Raw genomic sequence first — 20,497 nt, 5'->3', positions numbered from 1 at the left:
TTCTTTTTCAGTTAGAAGTTAGAAGTTAGAAGATGGCAAAGGAGTTCATCATTTCACGAAATGACTGCGCATATTTTTCCGTACCGTAACGTGTAACCATATAATTCCTTCCTTGCTGGCGGAGTGCATTTCGCAGTGGCATATTGTTCATTAGCTCTAACCCTTCATTGACGGCCGTTTCGATGTTGCCAAGAGGATAAAATTTGCCTGAGATATTATGCACAATAAAAGATCTAACACCGTCAGAATCCGTACTAAGTACAGGACAAGTGCAGCAAATGGCTTCTGCAACAGCATATCCAAAACCCTCTGTAATAGAAGTGGATAACAGAAACCCTCCAGAATTAGCTATGGAGGAATAATAAATCGGCATTACATGGTTAGGAATATTGGTAAAGGTACTTAGACGGTCGTTCAGACCTAAGTTTTGCAATTCTTCTTGAAAGGGCTGCTTTTGATCCTCTGTGGCTAATTCAGGGTCATGAAACATCCATAAATGAAGGTTTGGTTTGTGAAGGCGAAGTTGATGGGCAATTCTCAAATATTCGCGCCAATTTTTATTGCTTTCCAGACGCCCGACCCAAGCGATGACCGGATCAGCCGGAGGCTCGGCAGGGATGTGCTGAAAGGACTGGACATCAACAATATTGGGAATGACATATCGATGTAGCCATGGACAGATTTCAATAAACAGCTCCAGTAAATGATCCGTTGGTGGAATTAGGACAGCATTACAATAGGAGCGGAAATATGGGACAGCGTCTTTGATTAATTCTTTTGCATGACTACGTTTTCCAAGTCCTTGGGATTCGTATATCAAAATACCGCTGTAACCAAGCTCACGCAGACGCTTCAGCAATAAATAATCCGATGTAACAATAATGGCATCATAGTTATGGGTCTCAAGTACTTCTTTAATCTCCTCATCTATAGAGGAAATAAACACCGGAAAGTTAGCCTTATTCTGGCTTCCTGAACCAGGCATTAGATATAAAACATGACATTCGATCCCATCACGCTGGAGACTTTCACACCGCAGCTTATTTAAAGTCTCCACCCCGCCACTCGGTACATAAAACGTGAATAAAACTTTCATGCACGCGCCTCCTAACTTTTGCGGAGCACTACCGACTCGTTGAAATACGGCTTACTGTTTATAAGATACGCCGATATGCATTGGCAGGTGACGGTCAAACGGGCACAGTTCCAAATCCTTTCAGGATAGCTTGTTCGCCGGAAGGTCATCCTAACGACTGTTACGCTGCACACATACAACAATAGAGATGGAGGATGAATTCATGATGCGATCCAAGATCAGCATGTCAGTCTCAGCCGCATTACTTCTAGGCTTGGTGAGTATTACAGGGTGTGGGACGAATACGGCAGAGAAGACTAATGTGCAAACTAATAGTGTCCGGGGGGTAAATGACGGACGTATCGGTGTAAACTCCGTACGCGGAGGAACGATGGGTACGCATAATATTACTAAAATGGAGGTCAGTCAGGAGCTCGCTGATCGTATTGCTGCTATGCCTGAAGTTCGCACAGCGAACGTGATGCTTGCAGGTAAAAATGCGTATGTCGCCGTAACGTTACATGATACAACTACTGGTCTGCGGGCTAAAGGTACTACATCCTATCGAGCAAAATCGTCTACAGTACCTCACAATTATGGACCGACAGGGGTCATGTCGGGTACTGGAAGAGTGAAAATAGGACGCGATGGAATGAATGATACAGGGGCGGTAACGAATGGGACGAACGGAACCCTAAGAGGTACTGTGAATACAGTTCCTGGTACAACAAGTACTGGACCTGCAACCAGAAACGGAACACTTGGCATGGGGACTCTGGGTACGGGGACGACAGGCGTGGGCACTCACAGAAATGGAACAACCGGAACTAGAACCCATACTTATAATAATGGGCCTCTGCTGAACAGCAACGGTTCGAAACATGATGTCAATATGGGGATGGGCATTGGTAACGTAATGGGTATGGGTACTAGAAACGGCACCGGGATGACAGATGGCTTGGGAACTGGAATGGGCATTCGCAGCACCACTCCAAACTACACCAACAGTACCCATGGTACGAATTACAGAAGTAATTCTACCCACATGAACAGTACTCATTCGACTCACATGAACAACACAAATAACACTATTCATACAAAAGCAGCAGATACAGTTACAAAAGAAATTAAAGCGAAAATCGCTGCTGAAATTAAGAAACATGATGCAACCATTAAGGATGTATACGTATCAGCAAATCCAGACTTTGTAGATCGTGTCAATGTCTACGCAGAAGAGGCTCGTGCGGGTCATCCGATCAAAGGTTTTGTGGATGAATTCAGAACGATGGTTGAGCGAATTTTCCCGACTCGTAATTATTAATAAATAGTTAGATTTTTAAATAAAAAAGCAACAGTCCTCACCTTTATGGCGAGAATTGTTGCTTTTTTATTATACATCATTCTTATTGGACGGTAATTTGGCGCCCGCCAATCCATACACTTTGCAGATTGAATTCAGCATCAAGTCGCAGAATATCACCGCGTTTTCCGGGTTCCAAGGTACCGATGGAGCGTTCCATTCCAATGGATATTGCCGGAGTAAGGCTTGCAGCGCGGGAGGCTTCTTCTAGGCTGAGCCCTACTTCTTGTATGAGATAACGGAAGCCGCGGATCATGGTAAGTGTACTGCCCGCCAAAGCAGCAGGGTTATCTTTAAGTGTGGCAATGCCATCTTGAACCAGTACAGGTAAATCACCGATCGTATATTCACCATCGCTAAGTCCAGTAGCAGACATGGCATCTGTAATTAATAACAAATTGTTATCTTTTTTTAGATTAGCCACTAGAGAAATGGCTGCAGGATGAACATGTATGCCATCAGCGATGATCTCTGCACGTATGCGTTTATCGAACATTACAGCACCAGCAGCACCAGGCTTGCGGTGATGTAGCGGTGTCATCGCGTTAAACATATGCACCGCTTGATTTAATCCGGCATCTGCTGCAGCGATGACCTCTTCAAAGGATGCATCCGTATGACCGAGCGCGGCGGTAATCCCATGCTTACGCAGCCAGAGGATAGCCTCTAATGCACCTTCGCGTTCCGGAGCCAATGTGACTTGCCGGATCATGCCCGGATAGTCGTTCTCCCATTGTTCCAGCCACTCAATATTAGCCAGAACAATATGCTCAGGATTCTGAGCACCGGACCATTTCGGGCTGATGAACGGCCCTTCCAAATGCATGCCCGCGATTTGTGTGTATGGCATCTCAGTGGCGCGATATGCATTTATTTCAGTAAATACCTGGTCAATAGCTGGCTTGGAAGCCGTCATAGTCGTAGCCAGCATGGTAGTAGTTCCTTGGGAGCTGTGAAATTTAGTGATGGCATTTAAAGATTCAGCATCACTATACATAAAGTCGTGGCCAGCCCCACCATGTACATGAACATCTACGAATCCAGGGATGAGCAGGTCTTCTGATGTTTGACCATCAGCTGGCCAGTGCGCGTAAACTTCTGGAAGCCATGTTGCTTCACCGGCGTAATGAATTTGCTCACTCGATACGGCAATTACGCCACGCTCAATTAATCCTTGGGGAGTCAGCACCTTACCAAACAGTAATTTACCTTGTTCTTTATTTATTTCAGCCATTTTCCTGCTCCTTCATCTACAAGGACGATAACATTCGGATGGCTCTGCAGTAGAGATGCAGGGCATTGGGTAGTAATCGGACCTTCAACGGCATTACGGATAGCTTCAGCTTTGCCAGCACCGCGTACTAACAAAAGAATTTGGCGTGCTTTCAGAATGCCGCCGATGCCCATAGTTATCGCTTGCCGTGGTACATCGTCCAAAGAGTCGAAGAATCTGGCATTAGCTTCCCGTGTGTCTTCAAGCAAATCAACGACATGGGTTTTGCTGCTCAGATTAGCATCTGGTTCATTGAATCCGATATGGCCGTTGCTTCCAATCCCGAGAATCTGCAAGTCAACCGGTCCGTATTCTTCCAGCATTTTGTCGTAGGCGAGGCATTCCGCTTCCATATCTGCTGCGTTGCCGTTAGGGATATGTGTCTGTGCGGGGTCAATATCAATATGATTGAATAATTGCTCATTCATGAAGCTGCGATAGCTCTGCGGGTGATCGACAGGCAATCCGATATACTCATCAAGATTGAAAGAAGTGGCTTTCGAGAAGCTTACAAGCCCCTTTTGGTTCATTTCAACCAATTTAGCATAAACACCCACTGGGGAACTTCCAGTCGCAAGACCGAGCACCGCTTTAGGATTGCTTTGAAGCAGACTGGCGATAAGATTCGCACCAGTTTGTACGAAATCCTCATCACTATTGAACTTAAGAATATTCATTAAGATTGACCTCCTCGTTTGTTTCGGTAATGTTGGACATTCAAATAAGATTGCTCCAGTCTAGGAATAAAATCCCCAAAACGGGTGCTGACCATTCCAGTAAACAAAATATCAATGATGTGTAACTGGGCAATACGTGAAGCCATATCGCCTCGTCGCATTCCTTTTTCCAAGGAGGAGGAGAACAGTGGGATATCAGCTAGAGTGGCCAAGGTACTGCTGCCGTAAGAGGTTAGAGCAATAGTGCTTGCTCCGCTGGCTTTGGCACATGTTAAAGCATCAATGGTCTCTGGGGTTTCTCCGGAATACGATACTGCGAACACGACATCACCTTCAGATAGCGATGAGGCAGAGGTGATCTGCATATGGGAATCGGCGAAAGCAGTACAATTCACGCCAATACGGATCAACTTTTGATAGAAATCCTGAGCGACTATGGAGGAGGTAGCCATTCCATATAGATCCACTCGCCGTGCTTGGCATAATAAATTAACGGCTTCCTGTAGTCGTTCCAGATCCAGAAGTGAAGTTGTATCCCGAATGGATGTCAGATGGTTCATTTGCATTGCTTCCACAATAACGGAGAGTGGATTACCTGCAACAATATCTTGATAAGAAGAACCGCCATCCTGAGGAGCTGCATCGCTATGGGCAATCTCAGCAGCCAGCTTTACTTTGAAATCTGGAAAACCCTTGAAATGCAGAACCTTACAAAAACGTGTGATCGTCGCAGGACTAATACCGCATTGTTCTGCGAGTTCTGTGATGCCCATATGAACAATTTCACCTGGTGATGACAGGATTCGTTCTGCCAGCTTCCGCTCCATTTGAGAGAGCTTGGACTTTTCATGCTCAAGTGCATATAAAATTGGGGACATCCATTCACCTCGACTTCTAATGTAGCTCATTGAAATTATTTTTAAAATTATTTATTAAAATAAGAAAATTATTTTCATATTCAGAATAAAACAAAATCTATCCGGATGCAAGGGGTAAAAATGAATACAAAAAGGATATTATGCAATCACACAAAGCCTCATAGATTTAAATCAAAACGGCCCACTTGCAGATGACTGCGAAGTGGACCGTTTTTGAACAGCGCCTGAATTAGCTATACCGTTGAACGTTCAATAATGCGATATTCAAGCTTATAGTGGACCGGAAGCCTATCATTATTCTGAATCTGATCATAAATGATCCGAAAAGCTGTCGTACCCATTTCAGACAATTGGTTATCTATGGTGGTCAGACCCAGCGTTCGGCCGATAGGCTGGTTGTCAAATCCAATGACGGCCAAATCCTCAGGAATTCGAATACCATTCTTCCAGGCTTCGATGATTAGACCAGCCGCAACATGATCGCCAGATATAATTAGCGCGTCAGGCCGTTCCTTCATTTGGAGCAGATGGTGAAGTACACGAACCCCATCCTCTTCCGTCACACAGTCGTATATCATCCACTCTTCAGGATAAGGCTGACCAGTTGTGTCTAGAAAGTCCCGGAAGGCGATTTGCCGGATGGAGCTGCTGCTGCCATGTTGTCTGCCTTCACAATAACCGATCCTGCGGTATCCTTTATCATTCAAGTATTGAAGACCGCTTCGAAAAGCGGAATAGTGCTCAATATAAACGGAAGAGAACTGGCAATTCCCTCTATCTTGGCAGACCACGATGGGACCATATGCTGTATATTCTTCAATAACATCTGAGCTCATGCTTGTAGAGACAATAACCACGCCGTCAATTTCTTTATTGCGTAGCATCTCCAGTACTTTTATTTCTTCATCAGGTTGGTAATCGGTCTGGCATAAAATTAGTCGGTATTGTGCTAAAAGTGCCTCTTGGGCTAGTCCTTCGATGATCACAGAGAAATAAAATAAGTTTATGTAAGGAATAATAACTGCAATGGCTTGCGTACGACCGGTAATTAGATGAACGGCGTTCATATTACGTGAGTAATTTAACTTTTCAATCGTATTTAGGACTGCGGTTCTTTTGGCCTCACTTACATAAGGATGATTATTAAGTACTCGCGAGACCGTTGTCACGGAAACACCAGCCATACGGGCGATTTCTTTAATATTAGCCATTCGAGAACAACAGCCTCCTTTTGGTGCTTGTGTATAGTGTATAGTCTTTTTATTCTATCATATCGTCCGTAAATTACCTCCCAAATAAAAAAGCTTGCTATGGAATCCATTTCATAAATTAGACTGTATTTGCAAGGGATTACCGGACTAAACCGGCGTAACCTAACGGGCGTGACGGACCGGTAAATCTAACCTCATTTCTATATGTAATGGTCATCGGATCAGCTTCTTTTAAATGCTAAGAAAAACGGTTGTCATCGTTTAACGATGACAACCGTTTTTCTTATGGCTATGCTATGCCGTTCGAGAAGCTCTTGGTGCTCTATTGCGCAACATTTCCCACACAATAAACGCAAGGACAAGCAGTTGAGGCACTAAAGTTTCCCATGTCGGATACATCCCGAGCCAGCTTATAGAAGGCAACCCATCCTGTACATGTGCGGGAAGTTTTCCAGCGACTTGAAGGGAGTGAATGCTTTCTCCAAGAAAGCGGAACACTAAATAGTAAATAAGAAGTGTAGCTGTACGGAAGAAGGCGGCAATTGGCAATTTTGCACTTAAGGCAATAATCGCGTATCCTACAATCCCTAGAATCACTAGAGCACTTCCGATTCCTAGCAGCAACTGAGATAGTTTAATGGAAGGCGCCATCCCTACATAAAAAATAGTGGTTTCTGCACCTTCACGTAAAATCGCGAGCGCTGCTACGGAGGATAATGACCATAGATTACCCTTGGCTAACGCTCCATCCACTTGTCGACCAACATAGTTGTTCCAATTCGCAGTATTTGATTTACTATGCAACCAGCGTCCAATGGTAAGCATCATAATGACGGCAACAAGACCCGTGATGCCCTCAATCATCTCACGTGCTCCACCGGATGCAGCGCGGGAAATGGTATAGGTGAGTAGAACCGCTAATCCGATACTCGATACAAGTCCTACAGCTGCGCCAGACCAAATCCATTTTTGTGCTTTGGCGTTGCCATCGCGCTTCAGGTAAGCAAGAAGGGCAGATAATACGAGGATTGCCTCTAGTCCTTCACGAAGAAGAATAAGTGCAGCATCCCAAGCATTATAGGTTGTTTCACCTGCCAAGGGAGTCAACTCAGAGACCATATTATCCATGATCTTCAAAGCCTGATCTAGCTTAGGCGGATTAGAAAGCAGATAGCCGGTGACCGCTGCGCTTTCGTTCTCGATATTGGTATAGACCGCTGGAGAAGCGATCTGCACTTGTCCTTCAGCAGAGGGCCAATCTACGATGAATTGCTCCATGATATTAGCCGCTTCTGCACTATTGCCTGCTTTTGCGGTGGAAGAAGCTTTATTGAGGTGGCCGATCAGTCCTTCAATAGATGCTGGTTTACTGGAAGTATCTCCAGCATCTATTGCTTTGCCTTCACTGTAATCGGCAAGCAGCTGATACAAGGCCTCGGCTTCTGATTTCGCCGACTCCTCGCGGAGCGGCTCTGCCTGCAGCGCGATGCGCAGCAGGCTTATCTTCGTCTCCAGCAAGCTGTAGACGGCGGAATTGTCGGCCCGGATGTTGCGCTCTGCCGGCTTCCATCCGCTGACGATGTCGCGGTACGCTGCCGCCGCCGCGCTCCAGTCGGCGCTGCGCACCGCATCCCGCGTGCGCTCTGCCGCGGGCAACAGCTTCGCCGCCGTCTCCCGACCGGCGGCTCCAGTGTCACCGCCGTCCGTGCCGGAGGCGGCGGTGACATACGCGTCCACGCATCTTGCAAGCGTGGACAGTGCGGTTTTGGCGGGCGCACCATCGCCCGCCGCAAGGGCCGCCGCCGCGTCTGCAAGCGCGGCGTCAACGGCGGCAGCCGGACCGGCGAGTGCCGGGTCCGGCGTGTTCGCGTTCGCGGTGCGCCACAGCGCAGCGAACGCTTCTACATCGGCGGCGGCCGCGTCCCAGCGGCTCTGGCCGGCTTCGACGAGCGCGCTGCCGACAGGCGGCAGCAACTCGTCGACCGAGCCATCACCCTCCGCCCCCGCCGCCGGGTTAGATAGCATCAGTATACATACGATGCTAAACAGAATCAGTACGGCTGCCTTCGATAGCAGCCGTTTATTAAGAGAGTACATCGGGATAATCCCCTTTCAATAATGGACAGGAACATTCGATTGAGAAACTTAGGGGCTGGCTTAGCCTAAAAGTGCTTCCCCGATGTAGCCGCCTTTGCGGATACCTGGGAAGCAGGCAAACACTGCGCTGCCGGTGTGCGTCATATATTCATTTAGCCGATCACTCTTGGAGAGACGCTGCTGAATCGCAACAAATTGCTTCATTAAATCCCGTTGAAAACTAATGAATAATAATCCTGCATCGAGCTGACCTGTTGCGGCATCTAATCCGCTGGAAATGGAGTAGGAGCGGCGCAGCATCTTGACTGTACCGTCACCATGCGCTAAAGCAGAATGTGAATCCGGCGGGATGACAGGTTTCCCGGATGCATCAGCCGCTTTAAGATCCAAATCATCGAATTCATCCTTAGCACCGATAGGTGCTCCGTTATGACGATAACGGCCGAAGGTGGCTTCTTGATCGCTTAAAGAAGAACGATCCCAGACCTCAATTCGGAAACGTACACGGCGAACTGCCATATAAGTGCCGCCGCTCATCCATGAAGGACCGTCACTGCTGCTGTTCCAGACCACTTCGTTCATTTCTGCTTCATTCTTAGTGTCTGGATTTCCCGTACCGTCTTTGAAACCCAGAAGATTACGCGGCGTCGTACCTTTAGGGTCGGCTGTGCCTGTGCGCTGGAAGCCTTCCTGAGTCCAGCGGAGTACAGCTGTGCCGCGAGCGATACGTGCCAGATTTCGGATGGCATGGAAGGCTACCTGTAGATCATCAGCACATGCTTGGACACAAATATCTCCACCACACCACTTTGGATCCAGGTTGTCTCCCGTAAATGCCGGAAGATCGGCTAATAGGGTTGGACGCTTGGAAGATAAGCCGAATCTGCTGTCAAAAAAAGAAGGTCCAACACCAAAGGTAAGCGTACAGCGTGAAGGGTTTAAACCATCCACTTCACCTGTATCAGAGGGTGGGAGATTAGGATTATCATTGACATCGCCTATGAGGCTGCCAGTAGTAAGAGAAGCTGCGGCAGTTGTCCATGCTTCCATTAGCTTTTTAACATCGGATAGCTTTGTTGTGGTGAGATCAAAGGCTGCGAAGTAAATAAAATTCTGTGAAGGGGTTAGAATGCCGGCCTGATGACTCCCGTAAAAAGGAATGGAATCACCATCAGAGGCAACTGTTGGCTCTGCTACGGCATTGCGCGCAGCCATAATTCCGCCAACACCTCCACCACCTAATAGTAGACCGAGACTAGTGGCGCCAGTAAGCCGCAGCATATCGCGGCGGCTTAGTTTTTTATCTAATATAGGATTGCTCTTGGATTCTTCATTGAGAGAGGCACCCTCTGCATTAGCTGGTAAATCGGTGAATCTGTTTTGTTTATTCATGATGGTCACACTCCTAGAATAGTTCCCATGTTGGACAATGGCTCAGCCAAGGCATCCAAATTTTGACTCAATTTACGCACATCTTCTTCTTTCAGCTCTTCATAGGAAACATAGCCATCTCCAGATTTGAAGGGAGCAAGCTCAGCTTGCAAAGCTGCAAACCGTTCACCAATCGTTTTTTCCAGCTCAGCGTCTTTTTTCGCCAGTTCTGGCTTTAACAGCTCGTATATCTTTTGGGCGCCTTCAACATTAGCTACGAAATCATAAAGATCTGTGTGGGAGTAACGTTCTTCCTCACCTGTTACTTTGGAAGAAGAAACCTCATTAAGCAGTTCTACAGCACCAGTAACGAGCAGATTGGCATCGATCTCTACCGTCTCAACTTTTGCACGCAGAAGCTGGGCATCTTTCAATAATTGGTCAGCAACCTCGGTCATATCTTTAGTTGTATTGTCCTGCCAGAGCGCTTTCTCAAGCTTGTGGAAGCCGCGCCATTCAGCAGCATCTACGTCATTCTCTCGGGCATCAATATTCGGATCCAAATCACCAAGTGCTTCTGCTATCGGCTCAATTCGCTCGTAATACATGCGGGCCGGCGCATAAAGTGCCTTCGCATCCTCAATCTTTGCTTCTTTAACTGCGTTTGTGAAATTTTCTGTTTGCTTTACAAATTCATCACATTGCTCGATGACATATGTACGATATTGCTCAACCGCTGATGTAAAGTCGGCAGTGGTTGCTGCAGAAGTATCAGATGTATTCGTTGCTGCGGTGCTGTTTGCAGCGGCATTTGTAGAGTTATTGTTGCTTGTGTTGCTATTACTGTTATCGTTGTTGCTGGTACACCCGGTAAATAGTATGGAGGCTGCAAGTAGACCTGCAGGCACGGCATATGTGAATTTCATTGAATGAAGCACCCCTTTTTTTATATGTGAATGATAATCGTTATCATTTGTGCTGGACTTATCATAAGTCCGTATACATTTACTGTCAATATAAAATTGTGATGTATTTCATAGTTATATTTTGCAAGATAAAAAAACTCCCGGGACTGGGAGTTGAGTTTGTAGAAATATATCTAATTACATCCGGGTATTAGCAAGTTAACACTTCCTTTGATTTGATCATTTATTTGCGCGTAAGCAACTGCTATCGGACACATCTGCTCTTAAATGCAGCATATTTTGAGTTTGGATCGCTAACGGACCTCATACTCGCCATTGGCTTAAAAGTCACCCAACATTGACCGCTTCCTTAGTAGGAATAGCTGCACTGGGGTCCGAAACTCTGCTAAAAAGGCAATGAATTTACTAATAACGTCAACGGGGGCCTTTCTGTAACCCTCCGAAGGAGAAGATGAATACACTGTTGAATCGGGCAGTTAACGACCAACAACACAAAAGAGCGATTCTTCCAATAATGGCTGAATCGCTGCTCTGTGTTCTTTACGATTTTTATAATTAACCGGACCGTCTCACTTATAGAAAAAAACTACTTATTCGACAGCCCCATTCTGTGTCGTCTTTAATTTATTGTTCATTATGGGATTCATGTTCCGCAGAGGGGTGATTTTTGAATACTTCTGCGGCTTCCTCAGCAGAGAATTCCGGTTCAAATTTACCCACTAGTGGCAATTTGTTTAATTTCGTAGTTTGTACCTCTGCTTTAGTAGGTTGATTATTTTTCGAGTTACTCATATTTACACCTCCTTTAATAAGAAACAACAAGTTGTAGTTTGCCCTGTAAGGAGATGATTTTATCCAAGAAAATTTCAACGTTTTGCAGGTGAAAGCCCTCACTAAAGCCATGTAATAAGCCCCGGATGGTTAAGCCCATTTTGTAGTTATGACAGCACCATTAACTTCATCAATACATAATATGTTTTGACTGTATCCCTTTACCTTGTTATACCAAACAAACCCAGGGCAAGGAGGGGTGACACCATTGAAGGGGAACGAACACCACAGCAAATTTCTGTTGACTCATCGTGAGCGCGAAGTTTTCGAGCTTCTCGTGCAGGACAAAACGACTCGTGATATCGCTGGTTTATTATTTATCAGCGAAAAAACAGTTCGGAACCACATCTCCAATGTAATGTGGTTTGAAAGGCACTCATTCAGAAAATGGTTAAACACTTGATATTATTGGGTTTTTGGGTCAGTGAGGGATGAGAAGGGGAGGCGCTTTCAGGACGATAAGGCGATTCAATATTGAGCATAGTCGTAGTAATCTGCAAATAGATACAGTTCCAATCTTAGTTCCAGTTACTTGTGTTGCGGTGAACCTTATCACAAATAGTGGTAAAGCAGAAAATGGAGCTTACTGTGGATATGGAGATCCTCATTAAAGTGCTTAAATGAAGTATAAAAGAATTAATGGTAAGGAGAGGTTTACATCTCTTACCTCCATTAGAAGAATCCGTTCGGCAATGACACTGATTGCGACAAAGATGTTTTTTTCATTATAAAAGCAATTCTTCTCAGATTAGGAGGTGGAAATGCAGGAAAAAACATACAATATGTCGAAGTAAGTCAGGTGATGTTTGCCGCGTTTAGTTTTAAGGACTCACAGACAGTAAATATGTAATTTCAAGAGACCAAATACATCTAGAGAAACATTATATTAATCCTGATTGTCTGGTTGATAAATATCTTAGGAGGAATAAAATGAAAGAGATATCAGCATTGGTTGTGGGAAAGTCTGGTGCAGGAAAATCGGAATTTATTGGTTCTTTTTCAGAAAGTAGCAAATTGATAAATTCAAGTGGTGGTGGTCAAACTACTCGAACAAGCGTTGAATACAATTTTCACATGCATAATGTAATACCTTACGTGCAAGTTAACTTTTTATCAGAGGAACTGTTCATAGAAAAGAGAATGTCACAAATTGAGAACCTAGTAGTACCAACAAAAAAGTATGATCCAAGTATTAAAGAACAGGTACTCGAAATTGAAGGTTTTTTTAACTATACTGAATTTGATTTTGATGGTAGAACAATCTCTACGCAAATTGATAATCTGTGGGATGAAGTTTTACCAAGTAGCTTACAAAAGTCTGAATATACTCATGATGAGTACGAGGTAATTAAAGAGAAAATAAAAAGAAGTGTTGGAGTAGAATTAGAAGAACAAGATGATATTTCAAGTTCTTTAGTTGAAAATACATCTTCTAATTCTAATACAACTAGCTATAAACTGGCTCATATTGTGGAGCTTTTAATGCAGGCAATATACAAAATATTAAGGGATTCGATTAAAGATTTCCCTAATAGATTTGACTTGTTGAATATAAGCGAAGATAGCAAGCGAAAATTGACTTATTGTTTGAAAGTCGATGATAATAATCATTCTGTTACTGGTCTGATTTCTAAAATTGTTATTAATGATAACATAAAGCATGTTTATAGAGATTTGCTTATTAGTATTGGAATTGAAAAACTGACCTTTATAGATACATATGGATTGGATCATGATAAGACTGCAACAGACGAGGTATTGCAGGACCGCTATGACATTTTATTCAAAGAATTTTCAAACATCGAGACAGTTCTTTTTGTTAGAGCACTAGGAAGTGATTCGCCTACTGATTTAGCATCTGCCATACCCTTAATCTATGCTAGTAAGCCATCAGTTGTTCCATATGTAGTTTTCACAAAAATTGATCAAAATGAAATTATAGAAGCTCAGTCTAACAAATCTAAGATTAATCTGGTAGAGTTAAATAAGAAAAAACCGATTAAGGCAGTTAATTATTTTTTAAATGACAAAAATGAACGTTATATTAAAAAAGTACTCAGTGATTCTAACATACCCGAAATTTTAATTGAAAGTCGATATGAAGTGCTTCTAAATAATCTAATGCCTTATTGTTCTATTGGGATAGATTATTATGTTGATAATAATAAGGAATACGTTGCTCAACTATTTTCATCTATTTTGCACAAGGAGCACCTAGGGAAATCATTAGTAAATATAAATATGTTAAAATCATTAAGCGATAGTCCTGATTTTAAAGTTGCGCTTACGAAATTACTCAAAGAAATGTTTACTAGATCATCGAAGGACTGGTCACGGTTTACATCGCAACGTAGAACCATTGGTGCGAATAGAAAACGATTAGAAGATGACATACTAGGATATGACGGAACTTATTTGGATTCTTGGGAAAGTAGATTTAATACAGGATATAATCAGGTCTTTTCAAAAATATCAATTACTGATTTTGAGCAATTATTCAAGATGCCTCAGAGCACAAATGAATCAACAGCTATTCAAGAGATATTAAACCAATTCTCAAGATATTTTTTGAGCTTTAATAATCGTATTGAGCGTACCAGCGCTCATCAAAGTGAAGACATCAAAACAATTCTCGTTGAGAATAATCCTAAGTATACTCCATATAGGAAGTTTATTTGTACTAGTACTCCTATTCATGCATGGTTAACAGATGTCTACAATTTCAGTGGGTACTTTGATAGCATAGAGGAAGATGTATACGAAGTTGTATTAAAAAGATTTTTAACTAATTTCATTTCCGATTGTAGAGATCATAATATACGAATTCTAGCTAAAAGTATAAAATCTAAAGAGGATAATAGTGAAAAAATAGTTAATGATTATCTTCTTGAATATGATAATATCCAAGAAGATAAAGAAGTATTTATAAAAAAGGTAAAGTCCGTGTACAACTTTATGTAATGTTTTTTTGAATAAAAGCATTGTCTATGCTCTTAAAAAAAGACCAGACAGTCTGTTTATTAAAAAGTACCTTATAGGATAGACACTTTGAACAAAGTCCATCTTATAAGGTATTTTGTTTATAATGAAAAAAAGTGTTGGAGCAGGAATAGTATGGCGGAGAGATTACTTACTGATGAGGAAAGAACAAGAAATCCAAAAGTAATTGCTTTTAGTCATAAGGCGATAAGTTTAACGGTGAATCGTATCACAAATAGTGGTAAAGCAAAAGATGGAGCTTACAGTAGATTTAGATCAATTTAATAAGATCTTTAATCAAAGATTAAGACAAATTTTAATGGTATAGAGAGTTCGGCTCCCCCGTCTCTACCATGAAAATCCAGTCCGCATGAGGGCTGGTCTGCACGAAGAAGCGCCCGTGCAACTTTTTATCATTTAAAAGACGCTTATATGATCTCTCTGAATTAATACTTATCTTCTAACCTCTTTAGTGCTCGTTCGTATGCTGATTTTCTTTCTGACTCCTCCCAATCAAGCTGCTGAAGTATTCTTTGCCAATAAATATTGCCTTGTATCGCATATGATTTGGCAGTTTCTCTCCATAGGTATGCTTCTGCCTCCTCTAGTACAATATAAAATCTGCTTTGAATTTTAAAATGGGGCATTCCTTCATCTTTTATCAAACTATAAATTGTTGCTGGACTGGTTCTAAAATGTTTAGATGCTTCTTTTATGGTAAGCACTGTTCTTCCATAGTAACTTTCTCTATCTTTTTTTGTATAATTTAAAATTTCCTTTGAAAAAACAGCTAATTCTTCTTTGACTAAGCTTCTAAAGATATCTTCAATCAACGGAGGTTCCTCCTTTTTTTTGTGGAAACTATCAATTTGTGATTGGACCCTTGAAATATCCCAATCTTTATCAGGGTCGTGCCATCCCCGATTTTTAAAATTATCGATTGTATCCATTATTTCAATTTGATCAAAAATAATGCGAGATTTAACTTTACGATGAGGCATTGCTCTGGCAAAGGTTAGTTGCCGTAAGGTGTAAGTCCCAATCCCCGACATCGCGGAAACCTCAGTTATGGTCAAATAATTTTTATGTGTTAGCTGAGGAGGTTCATGGAGATCCTTCACCATTTGTGATATTTCATTATGAAATATGGTTTTGAACAGATATTCAAATGGAATCGAGCTTTCTTTGTTCAATAGTTCACTCTCCTTTTATACTTGATTCGACCTTATACTGGTTCTTCCTCCAAATATAGAAACACTACTATTAGTTTACTTTAAAGGATAAAATGAAATGAAGAAAAAATTATGATCGTTATGGGGGGGGAGTTATGGCTTATGATGGTGGAGGAATAAATAACAATGAAATAATAGATGTAGATAACAGGTTATATGAACTTGAAAATTCTATTGATGAAGTAATAATTGATGTATCGGATTCTGACTATTTACGTACGCCAGTTAGGTTAGCTTTTTATAAATTGGAGGAATATTCAAGACTTATTTTGGGCGTAAATAAGGAAAGAAATGCTTATAAAACATATCAAGAAAAGGAACAAGTTGTTGAAAAGTATAAAAAAATTTATTTATCCGAAAGAAAAATGTATAAACGACTTCTAAGAAATTTAAATATTGGAACAGGAAAATTAATATATCCTGATACTTTAAAAGGTCAAGAGGAATATCTATATGGAGCTTTGATTAATTTTAAAGGTTTTAATAGAGATAAGTCTTTAGATGAAAACTTAACCATTTATATGAAGGCAAAATTAAAGCAGAATATTCGCGAAGTAAATCAGGAATTGTTTAAGTTGTTGCATCATCCAGCGGACTACATTAATACTTTCAGTAAATTTATTGGACCGAATTCAGTTTCGAAATTTCGGAAGGATATAATCATCTATAAAGATGTTACAATTGCAGAAACTGAATCGCATAGTTATTCAGTTTTCTATAACGAAAATACTACTGAGGATACTAAGAATACATTATTGAGCATTCTCGCATACTTTAATGGCAGCCCCTTTTTCTACTTTACGGAGAACTATAATTTTAATAGAAAACTTAATGAACTCTATGAACAATTTGATTTATTAGATATGCTGAGGTTAAGAAAAAAGGGCTTTTTTGATAGTAATCAAAAGGAGCCTTTCTATCTTGAATTACCAATTTTAAAAAACAAGAATGGATTTAATATGGTTGGCTTTCAAGATGTACAACACGAAATGGTTTTTGAACTATATCATGCATCCTTGAAGCAATTCGAATCCCTTCCAAGATGTGTTTTTCTTTTTAGAGTATTTGAATATGGTGTAACTAATCATTACAATCCACTTATGAGACCTTCAAATGGCTCCGCTGAAGATGCTCTTAATTATTATGTTAATAAAATTATGACTCATAAATTCAATCCGCTATATTATGTGGATTTTGGAACATATGAAAATGAAGAAGGAACAAGAATCATTAGAAAAAGGAAAGCAAAGTACATCAACTTCATGACAAAATTGAAAGAAGAAGCAAAAAAGATAACAAAAGAGTGGAGTAATCATGTCCACCTCAGCAACAAAAGCATTGGGTATGCTATTTACAATACTGGTAGAAACGCGGCTGCACATGGAGGGCAGAATAGAAATGCAAGATATGACTATTCAAAAAATTATAAACATATAAATGATGTGAATATATTTCTTGAACTTATTGCTAGATACATTATTGAAATATTAAATCCGAATCTCGTCAATATGGTTGAAAAAAGGAAAAGATATTATGTTCATTATAATAACTATGAAGAGATTTTTAAGCAAGAAAGAGACTAATTATTTTAGAGCCGCCACCAGTGTATCTGAAAAAATCAGTATGTTTATCTTTTGTTAAAGGAGAAAATATGACATCATTTATTGGATTTATATTAGCAATTATCGTCTTATCTGTTTTATCCGGGATGGTACAAGGAAATAAGAAGAAGAGAAAACGCAGTACAGGTAAGCGGCAGACCGCTGTTAAGAAAAGCACTACTCAAAGTACTTCCACGACCTTTAATCGTTCCTCTACGACATGCAGAGCGGATGATATGCTTTTAAAAACACCTCTAGACCAAATCAATGGCGCTGAGTTTGAGCGATTGTTGTCGCTTTATTTCCGGGATCAAGGCTACACCGTTAAAGAAGTAGGCGTAGGCGGTAAGGACGGAGGCGTAGACTTAGTCATCATCGATAAACGTGGCGAAAAAACTGCGGTTCAAGCCAAATGTTATGCTGAACACAATAAAGTGCAGGTTATGACCGTCCGAGAGCTGGTAGGAGCTAAAAGAAATCATGACTGCATTCTGTCTTTGCTGGTCACTACCTCGGATCTTACAGCAGATGCGAAGCAGGAGGCGGAGCAATTCAAGGTCGATTACTGGCATGGTGGTCTCGTAGAGAACAAACTTCGCGCCTGGGGTAAATGGCAGCCCGCTAAAACCAAAGCAAAACTAAGAAAAGCTTCCAGTTCTACAGTGAAAACCATAACCTGCTCATGCGGGGCGCCTATGGTTCAACGTAAGAATAAGGAAGGTGCTATGTTCTGGGGCTGCAGTAATTATCCGAGTTGCCGGAAGACAAGGGCGATATAAACCTGAGCAAAAAATATCTTTAGCGTTATGGGATGTCATTTGTACCTAGCTTATCCCTTCAGCCATCGCTGTGAACCGTATCACAAGTAGTGGTAAAGCAGAAGAGTGAAATTTGTGTTGAAAAAGGGACGGTTGAAAATATTTTATTCCAAGAGGAGTAGGTACTTTAAATTAAGCTAATTTATCTCCATATCAAGTCTTTATAGAGAATCTGTCGTTTAAAAAAAGATTTTAGAAGGAAATTTTAAGGGAAACACGAATAGATATATGTAATCATTAGGGAATAGCGAAGAATAATTCTGAATGGAGGAACTATGGACAGATTCTTCTTGTTAGCAAAAGTAATACCCGTTTCATATAATAATAAAAAAGCTAAACCACGGTATAAGGAACGTTTGAAAAACTTAGCGCGACCAGAAGCAAAGCGACAGAACAAATATTGGAAGAAAAGCGATGGAATCAACTTATATGCAAGGGTCTATTATTTTCATAAGGGATCTCGAGAGCATGATGCCGATAATATAAGTAAACCTGTACTTGATTCATTAGATGAAATTTTATATGAAGATGATTGTCTGGTATTAGATAGACAGGCAGTTAAAGTAGATCTTATGGCGGAAAATGGATATTCATTATCTGATGAGTTGCCATCGGACTGGTATTTTAAATTAATAGAATCAATTGATAAGGATAGTGATTTTCTTTTTATTGAAGTAGGTGTGATAAGTAAACTAGCAGTTGTATTTGGGGGGAAAGAGTAATGAGGGGTATAGATCATTATTATCATATGGCAAAATTACTGGAAACCGTAGATAAGCTTGAAAAAGAGGGGTTTACTGTATGTACTGACCATCGTGTGGGTGGTCTAGAATTTGATATATTTGCAACAAAACAGAATGAAAAAGATCTTTATATTGAAGTAAAAACAACTAGATACTCAGAAAAAGCGCAAGTAGCTATTAAAAAAATGTTTGAGTATGTAAAGAGTATAGGGAATTCAAAATTTGAGCTTATTGTAGCTAATCCTCCACAAAAGAAAGAGATTTATATTGAGGATTTCCATAATATATTAGGGGATTATCTAAACGAAAATATGCCAGAATCACTAAGGTCGCTATCGTATAATACATCGATAGAATATGTTAGTGATATTGAATTAACTAAAATTAATATTACTGAACTCGAAATAGGGATTGACGGAACTGGTAATATTGAAGTAACTATGATGACTGACTCTGAGGATGATGAAGGTTACAATGATGTATTTCCTTGTGAATTTCAATTAACTTTAGATAGGAAATTCAGGATGAGGGAAGTAAGGAAATTAAAAATCGATACTAGTGCCTTTTATGAATGATTTAACGTGATAAATTATGGTAACATTTTTAATTTGTCTTAATTAACAGTAGCATTAGGGGTAGTAAGTAATGATAAAGGAGCAAAAATAGTGTCTGAAGGGAATAACTATTTACAATATAAGCTGCGGGGATTTAACAATTTGAATTTACAAGAAAACAAAGAGTATCCTATTAATAATGAATTGATTGAGAGCCTGAAAATATCAGACGACTTAACATTATTGCATGTTTATCTAAAAGATAATATCCTATATGACAAGCATTCTAACAAAATAGAAACGTACTTGAATCATATTTGTTTTAATCTAATTGTTCATTCAGAGGCAAGTATTTCCCAACCTGTTAGATGGCTAGAATTCGATAGTAGCAACAGAATGATGAATGATGCAATAAGAATTAGAGATTCATTTACATTTTTTAGAAATATCTCTGCAGAAAATGTATATAATAAAATTGTTAATTCCCCAACTGCTTTAGAAAAACATTATTTAAAATATGAACGGATTTTTAAAACACTCCATAATCCTAACCAAATTGTACAATTTATGAGCTTGTATCAGTTCTTGATGGAACTACTTTCAAGTGGCAAGGAGAAGGTTGAACAAAAAAATGTAACCCAGTATTTAAGAAGAAATAAAAAAAAGTACCCGTTTATTGGGTTTGAACTTACTAGGAGAAAAGGACATAACTTCAAGGAAGATAGCTTTACTTTATTACGAAATGAGATAGGGCATTCTGAAGAGACAAACGATTTAAATCTGTATGAAAGCTTAGGAGAAAAGATAGACCAAAGTATAATAAAGAAACTTATCTTGGTACTTAATGATGTAATAATAAAACTTCCGTGAT

The 20,497-nt window shown here is 40.7% G+C and carries 19 protein-coding genes; 9 read left to right on the top strand and 10 right to left on the bottom strand.

All coding sequences use genetic code 11. The features are described from left to right. Positions 1–25: 25 nt before the first annotated feature. Positions 26–1,096: a glycosyltransferase family 4 protein gene (locus NST74_RS24430; RefSeq protein ID WP_341114889.1), complete on the bottom strand. Its 1,071-nt coding sequence runs from the start codon at positions 1,094–1,096 to the stop codon at positions 26–28. A 202-nt stretch (positions 1,097–1,298) separates the two neighbouring features. Here NST74_RS24430 and NST74_RS24425 point away from each other — a divergent pair, with 202 nt between their 5' ends. Next, complete coding sequence (locus tag NST74_RS24425) at positions 1,299–2,396, top strand: YhcN/YlaJ family sporulation lipoprotein (RefSeq protein WP_341114887.1); 1,098 nt, start codon at positions 1,299–1,301, stop codon at positions 2,394–2,396. Positions 2,397–2,478: 82 nt separating this feature from the next. Here NST74_RS24425 and nagA read toward each other — a convergent pair whose 3' ends face one another. From nagA to NST74_RS24385, 8 genes are all read right to left on the bottom strand, one after another. Then, the gene (gene nagA / locus NST74_RS24420; RefSeq protein WP_339287959.1) at positions 2,479–3,669 is read right to left on the bottom strand and encodes an N-acetylglucosamine-6-phosphate deacetylase; all 1,191 of its coding nucleotides are present in this window, start codon (positions 3,667–3,669) and stop codon (positions 2,479–2,481) included. Next, positions 3,657–4,385, bottom strand: coding sequence for a glucosamine-6-phosphate deaminase (gene nagB, locus NST74_RS24415; RefSeq protein WP_042130833.1), 729 nt, complete (start codon positions 4,383–4,385; stop codon positions 3,657–3,659). Before nagB ends, nagA begins: the two co-directional genes overlap by 13 nt. Next, positions 4,385–5,263 (bottom strand): MurR/RpiR family transcriptional regulator, encoded by an 879-nt coding sequence (locus tag NST74_RS24410; RefSeq protein WP_042130832.1) that lies wholly within the window; start codon positions 5,261–5,263, stop codon positions 4,385–4,387. The genes nagB and NST74_RS24410 overlap by 1 nt, the downstream gene beginning before the upstream one ends. Positions 5,264–5,496: 233 nt before the next feature. Continuing rightward, a complete protein-coding gene (locus NST74_RS24405; protein ID WP_341114886.1) occupies positions 5,497–6,474 on the bottom strand; it encodes a LacI family DNA-binding transcriptional regulator in 978 nt (325 codons plus the stop codon). 294 nt (positions 6,475–6,768) lie between these two features. After that, positions 6,769–8,211 carry an FTR1 family iron permease gene (locus tag NST74_RS24400; protein ID WP_341114885.1) on the bottom strand — a complete coding sequence of 481 codons (1,443 nt, stop codon included), beginning with the start codon at positions 8,209–8,211 and terminating at the stop codon, positions 6,769–6,771. A gap of 420 nt (positions 8,212–8,631) precedes the next feature. Continuing rightward, positions 8,632–9,963 (bottom strand): iron uptake transporter deferrochelatase/peroxidase subunit, encoded by a 1,332-nt coding sequence (gene efeB / locus NST74_RS24395; RefSeq protein ID WP_341114884.1) that lies wholly within the window; start codon positions 9,961–9,963, stop codon positions 8,632–8,634. 5 nt (positions 9,964–9,968) lie between these two features. After that, a complete protein-coding gene (gene efeO / locus NST74_RS24390; protein ID WP_341114882.1) occupies positions 9,969–10,868 on the bottom strand; it encodes an iron uptake system protein EfeO in 900 nt (299 codons plus the stop codon). Positions 10,869–11,492: 624 nt separating this feature from the next. Further along, on the bottom strand, positions 11,493–11,660 hold the full coding sequence (locus NST74_RS24385) for a hypothetical protein (RefSeq protein ID WP_167348515.1): 168 nt from the start codon (positions 11,658–11,660) through the stop codon (positions 11,493–11,495). 247 nt (positions 11,661–11,907) lie between these two features. On the opposite strand from NST74_RS24385, the gene NST74_RS24380 reads away from it, so the two are divergent. From NST74_RS24380 to NST74_RS24370, 3 genes are all read left to right on the top strand, one after another. Further along, positions 11,908–12,102, top strand: a complete 195-nt coding sequence (locus NST74_RS24380; RefSeq protein WP_341114879.1) for a helix-turn-helix transcriptional regulator — start codon at positions 11,908–11,910, stop codon at positions 12,100–12,102. A 527-nt stretch (positions 12,103–12,629) separates the two neighbouring features. Next, positions 12,630–14,660 (top strand): hypothetical protein, encoded by a 2,031-nt coding sequence (locus NST74_RS24375; protein ID WP_341114877.1) that lies wholly within the window; start codon positions 12,630–12,632, stop codon positions 14,658–14,660. A 153-nt stretch (positions 14,661–14,813) separates the two neighbouring features. Next, complete coding sequence (locus NST74_RS24370) at positions 14,814–14,963, top strand: hypothetical protein (RefSeq protein ID WP_341114876.1); 150 nt, start codon at positions 14,814–14,816, stop codon at positions 14,961–14,963. Positions 14,964–15,124: 161 nt separating this feature from the next. On the opposite strand, the gene NST74_RS24365 is transcribed toward NST74_RS24370, so the two are convergent. Next, positions 15,125–15,871 carry a helix-turn-helix domain-containing protein gene (locus NST74_RS24365; protein WP_341114875.1) on the bottom strand — a complete coding sequence of 249 codons (747 nt, stop codon included), beginning with the start codon at positions 15,869–15,871 and terminating at the stop codon, positions 15,125–15,127. A 134-nt stretch (positions 15,872–16,005) separates the two neighbouring features. On the opposite strand from NST74_RS24365, the gene NST74_RS24360 reads away from it, so the two are divergent. The 5 genes from NST74_RS24360 to NST74_RS24340 all read left to right on the top strand — a co-directional run bounded on the left by NST74_RS24360 (position 16,006) and on the right by NST74_RS24340 (position 20,496). Continuing rightward, entirely contained in the window at positions 16,006–17,493 is a 1,488-nt protein-coding gene (locus NST74_RS24360; RefSeq protein ID WP_341114874.1) for a hypothetical protein, read from the top strand. Positions 17,494–17,561: 68 nt separating this feature from the next. Continuing rightward, positions 17,562–18,290, top strand: coding sequence for a restriction endonuclease (locus tag NST74_RS24355; protein ID WP_341114873.1), 729 nt, complete (start codon positions 17,562–17,564; stop codon positions 18,288–18,290). Between the two features lie 314 nt (positions 18,291–18,604). After that, complete coding sequence (locus NST74_RS24350) at positions 18,605–19,051, top strand: RusA family crossover junction endodeoxyribonuclease (RefSeq protein WP_341114871.1); 447 nt, start codon at positions 18,605–18,607, stop codon at positions 19,049–19,051. A 26-nt stretch (positions 19,052–19,077) separates the two neighbouring features. Beyond that, complete coding sequence (locus tag NST74_RS24345; protein WP_341114869.1) at positions 19,078–19,647, top strand: pPIWI-associating nuclease domain-containing protein; 570 nt, start codon at positions 19,078–19,080, stop codon at positions 19,645–19,647. A 90-nt stretch (positions 19,648–19,737) separates the two neighbouring features. After that, a complete protein-coding gene (locus tag NST74_RS24340; protein WP_341114868.1) occupies positions 19,738–20,496 on the top strand; it encodes a hypothetical protein in 759 nt (252 codons plus the stop codon). Position 20,497 lies beyond the last annotated feature (1 nt).

The organism is Paenibacillus sp. FSL F4-0125 (assembly GCF_038008565.1).
In the GTDB taxonomy this organism is placed as follows: Bacteria; Bacillota; Bacilli; order Paenibacillales; family Paenibacillaceae; genus Paenibacillus_AQ.
This window is presented reverse-complemented; position numbering and strand designations above follow the sequence as displayed.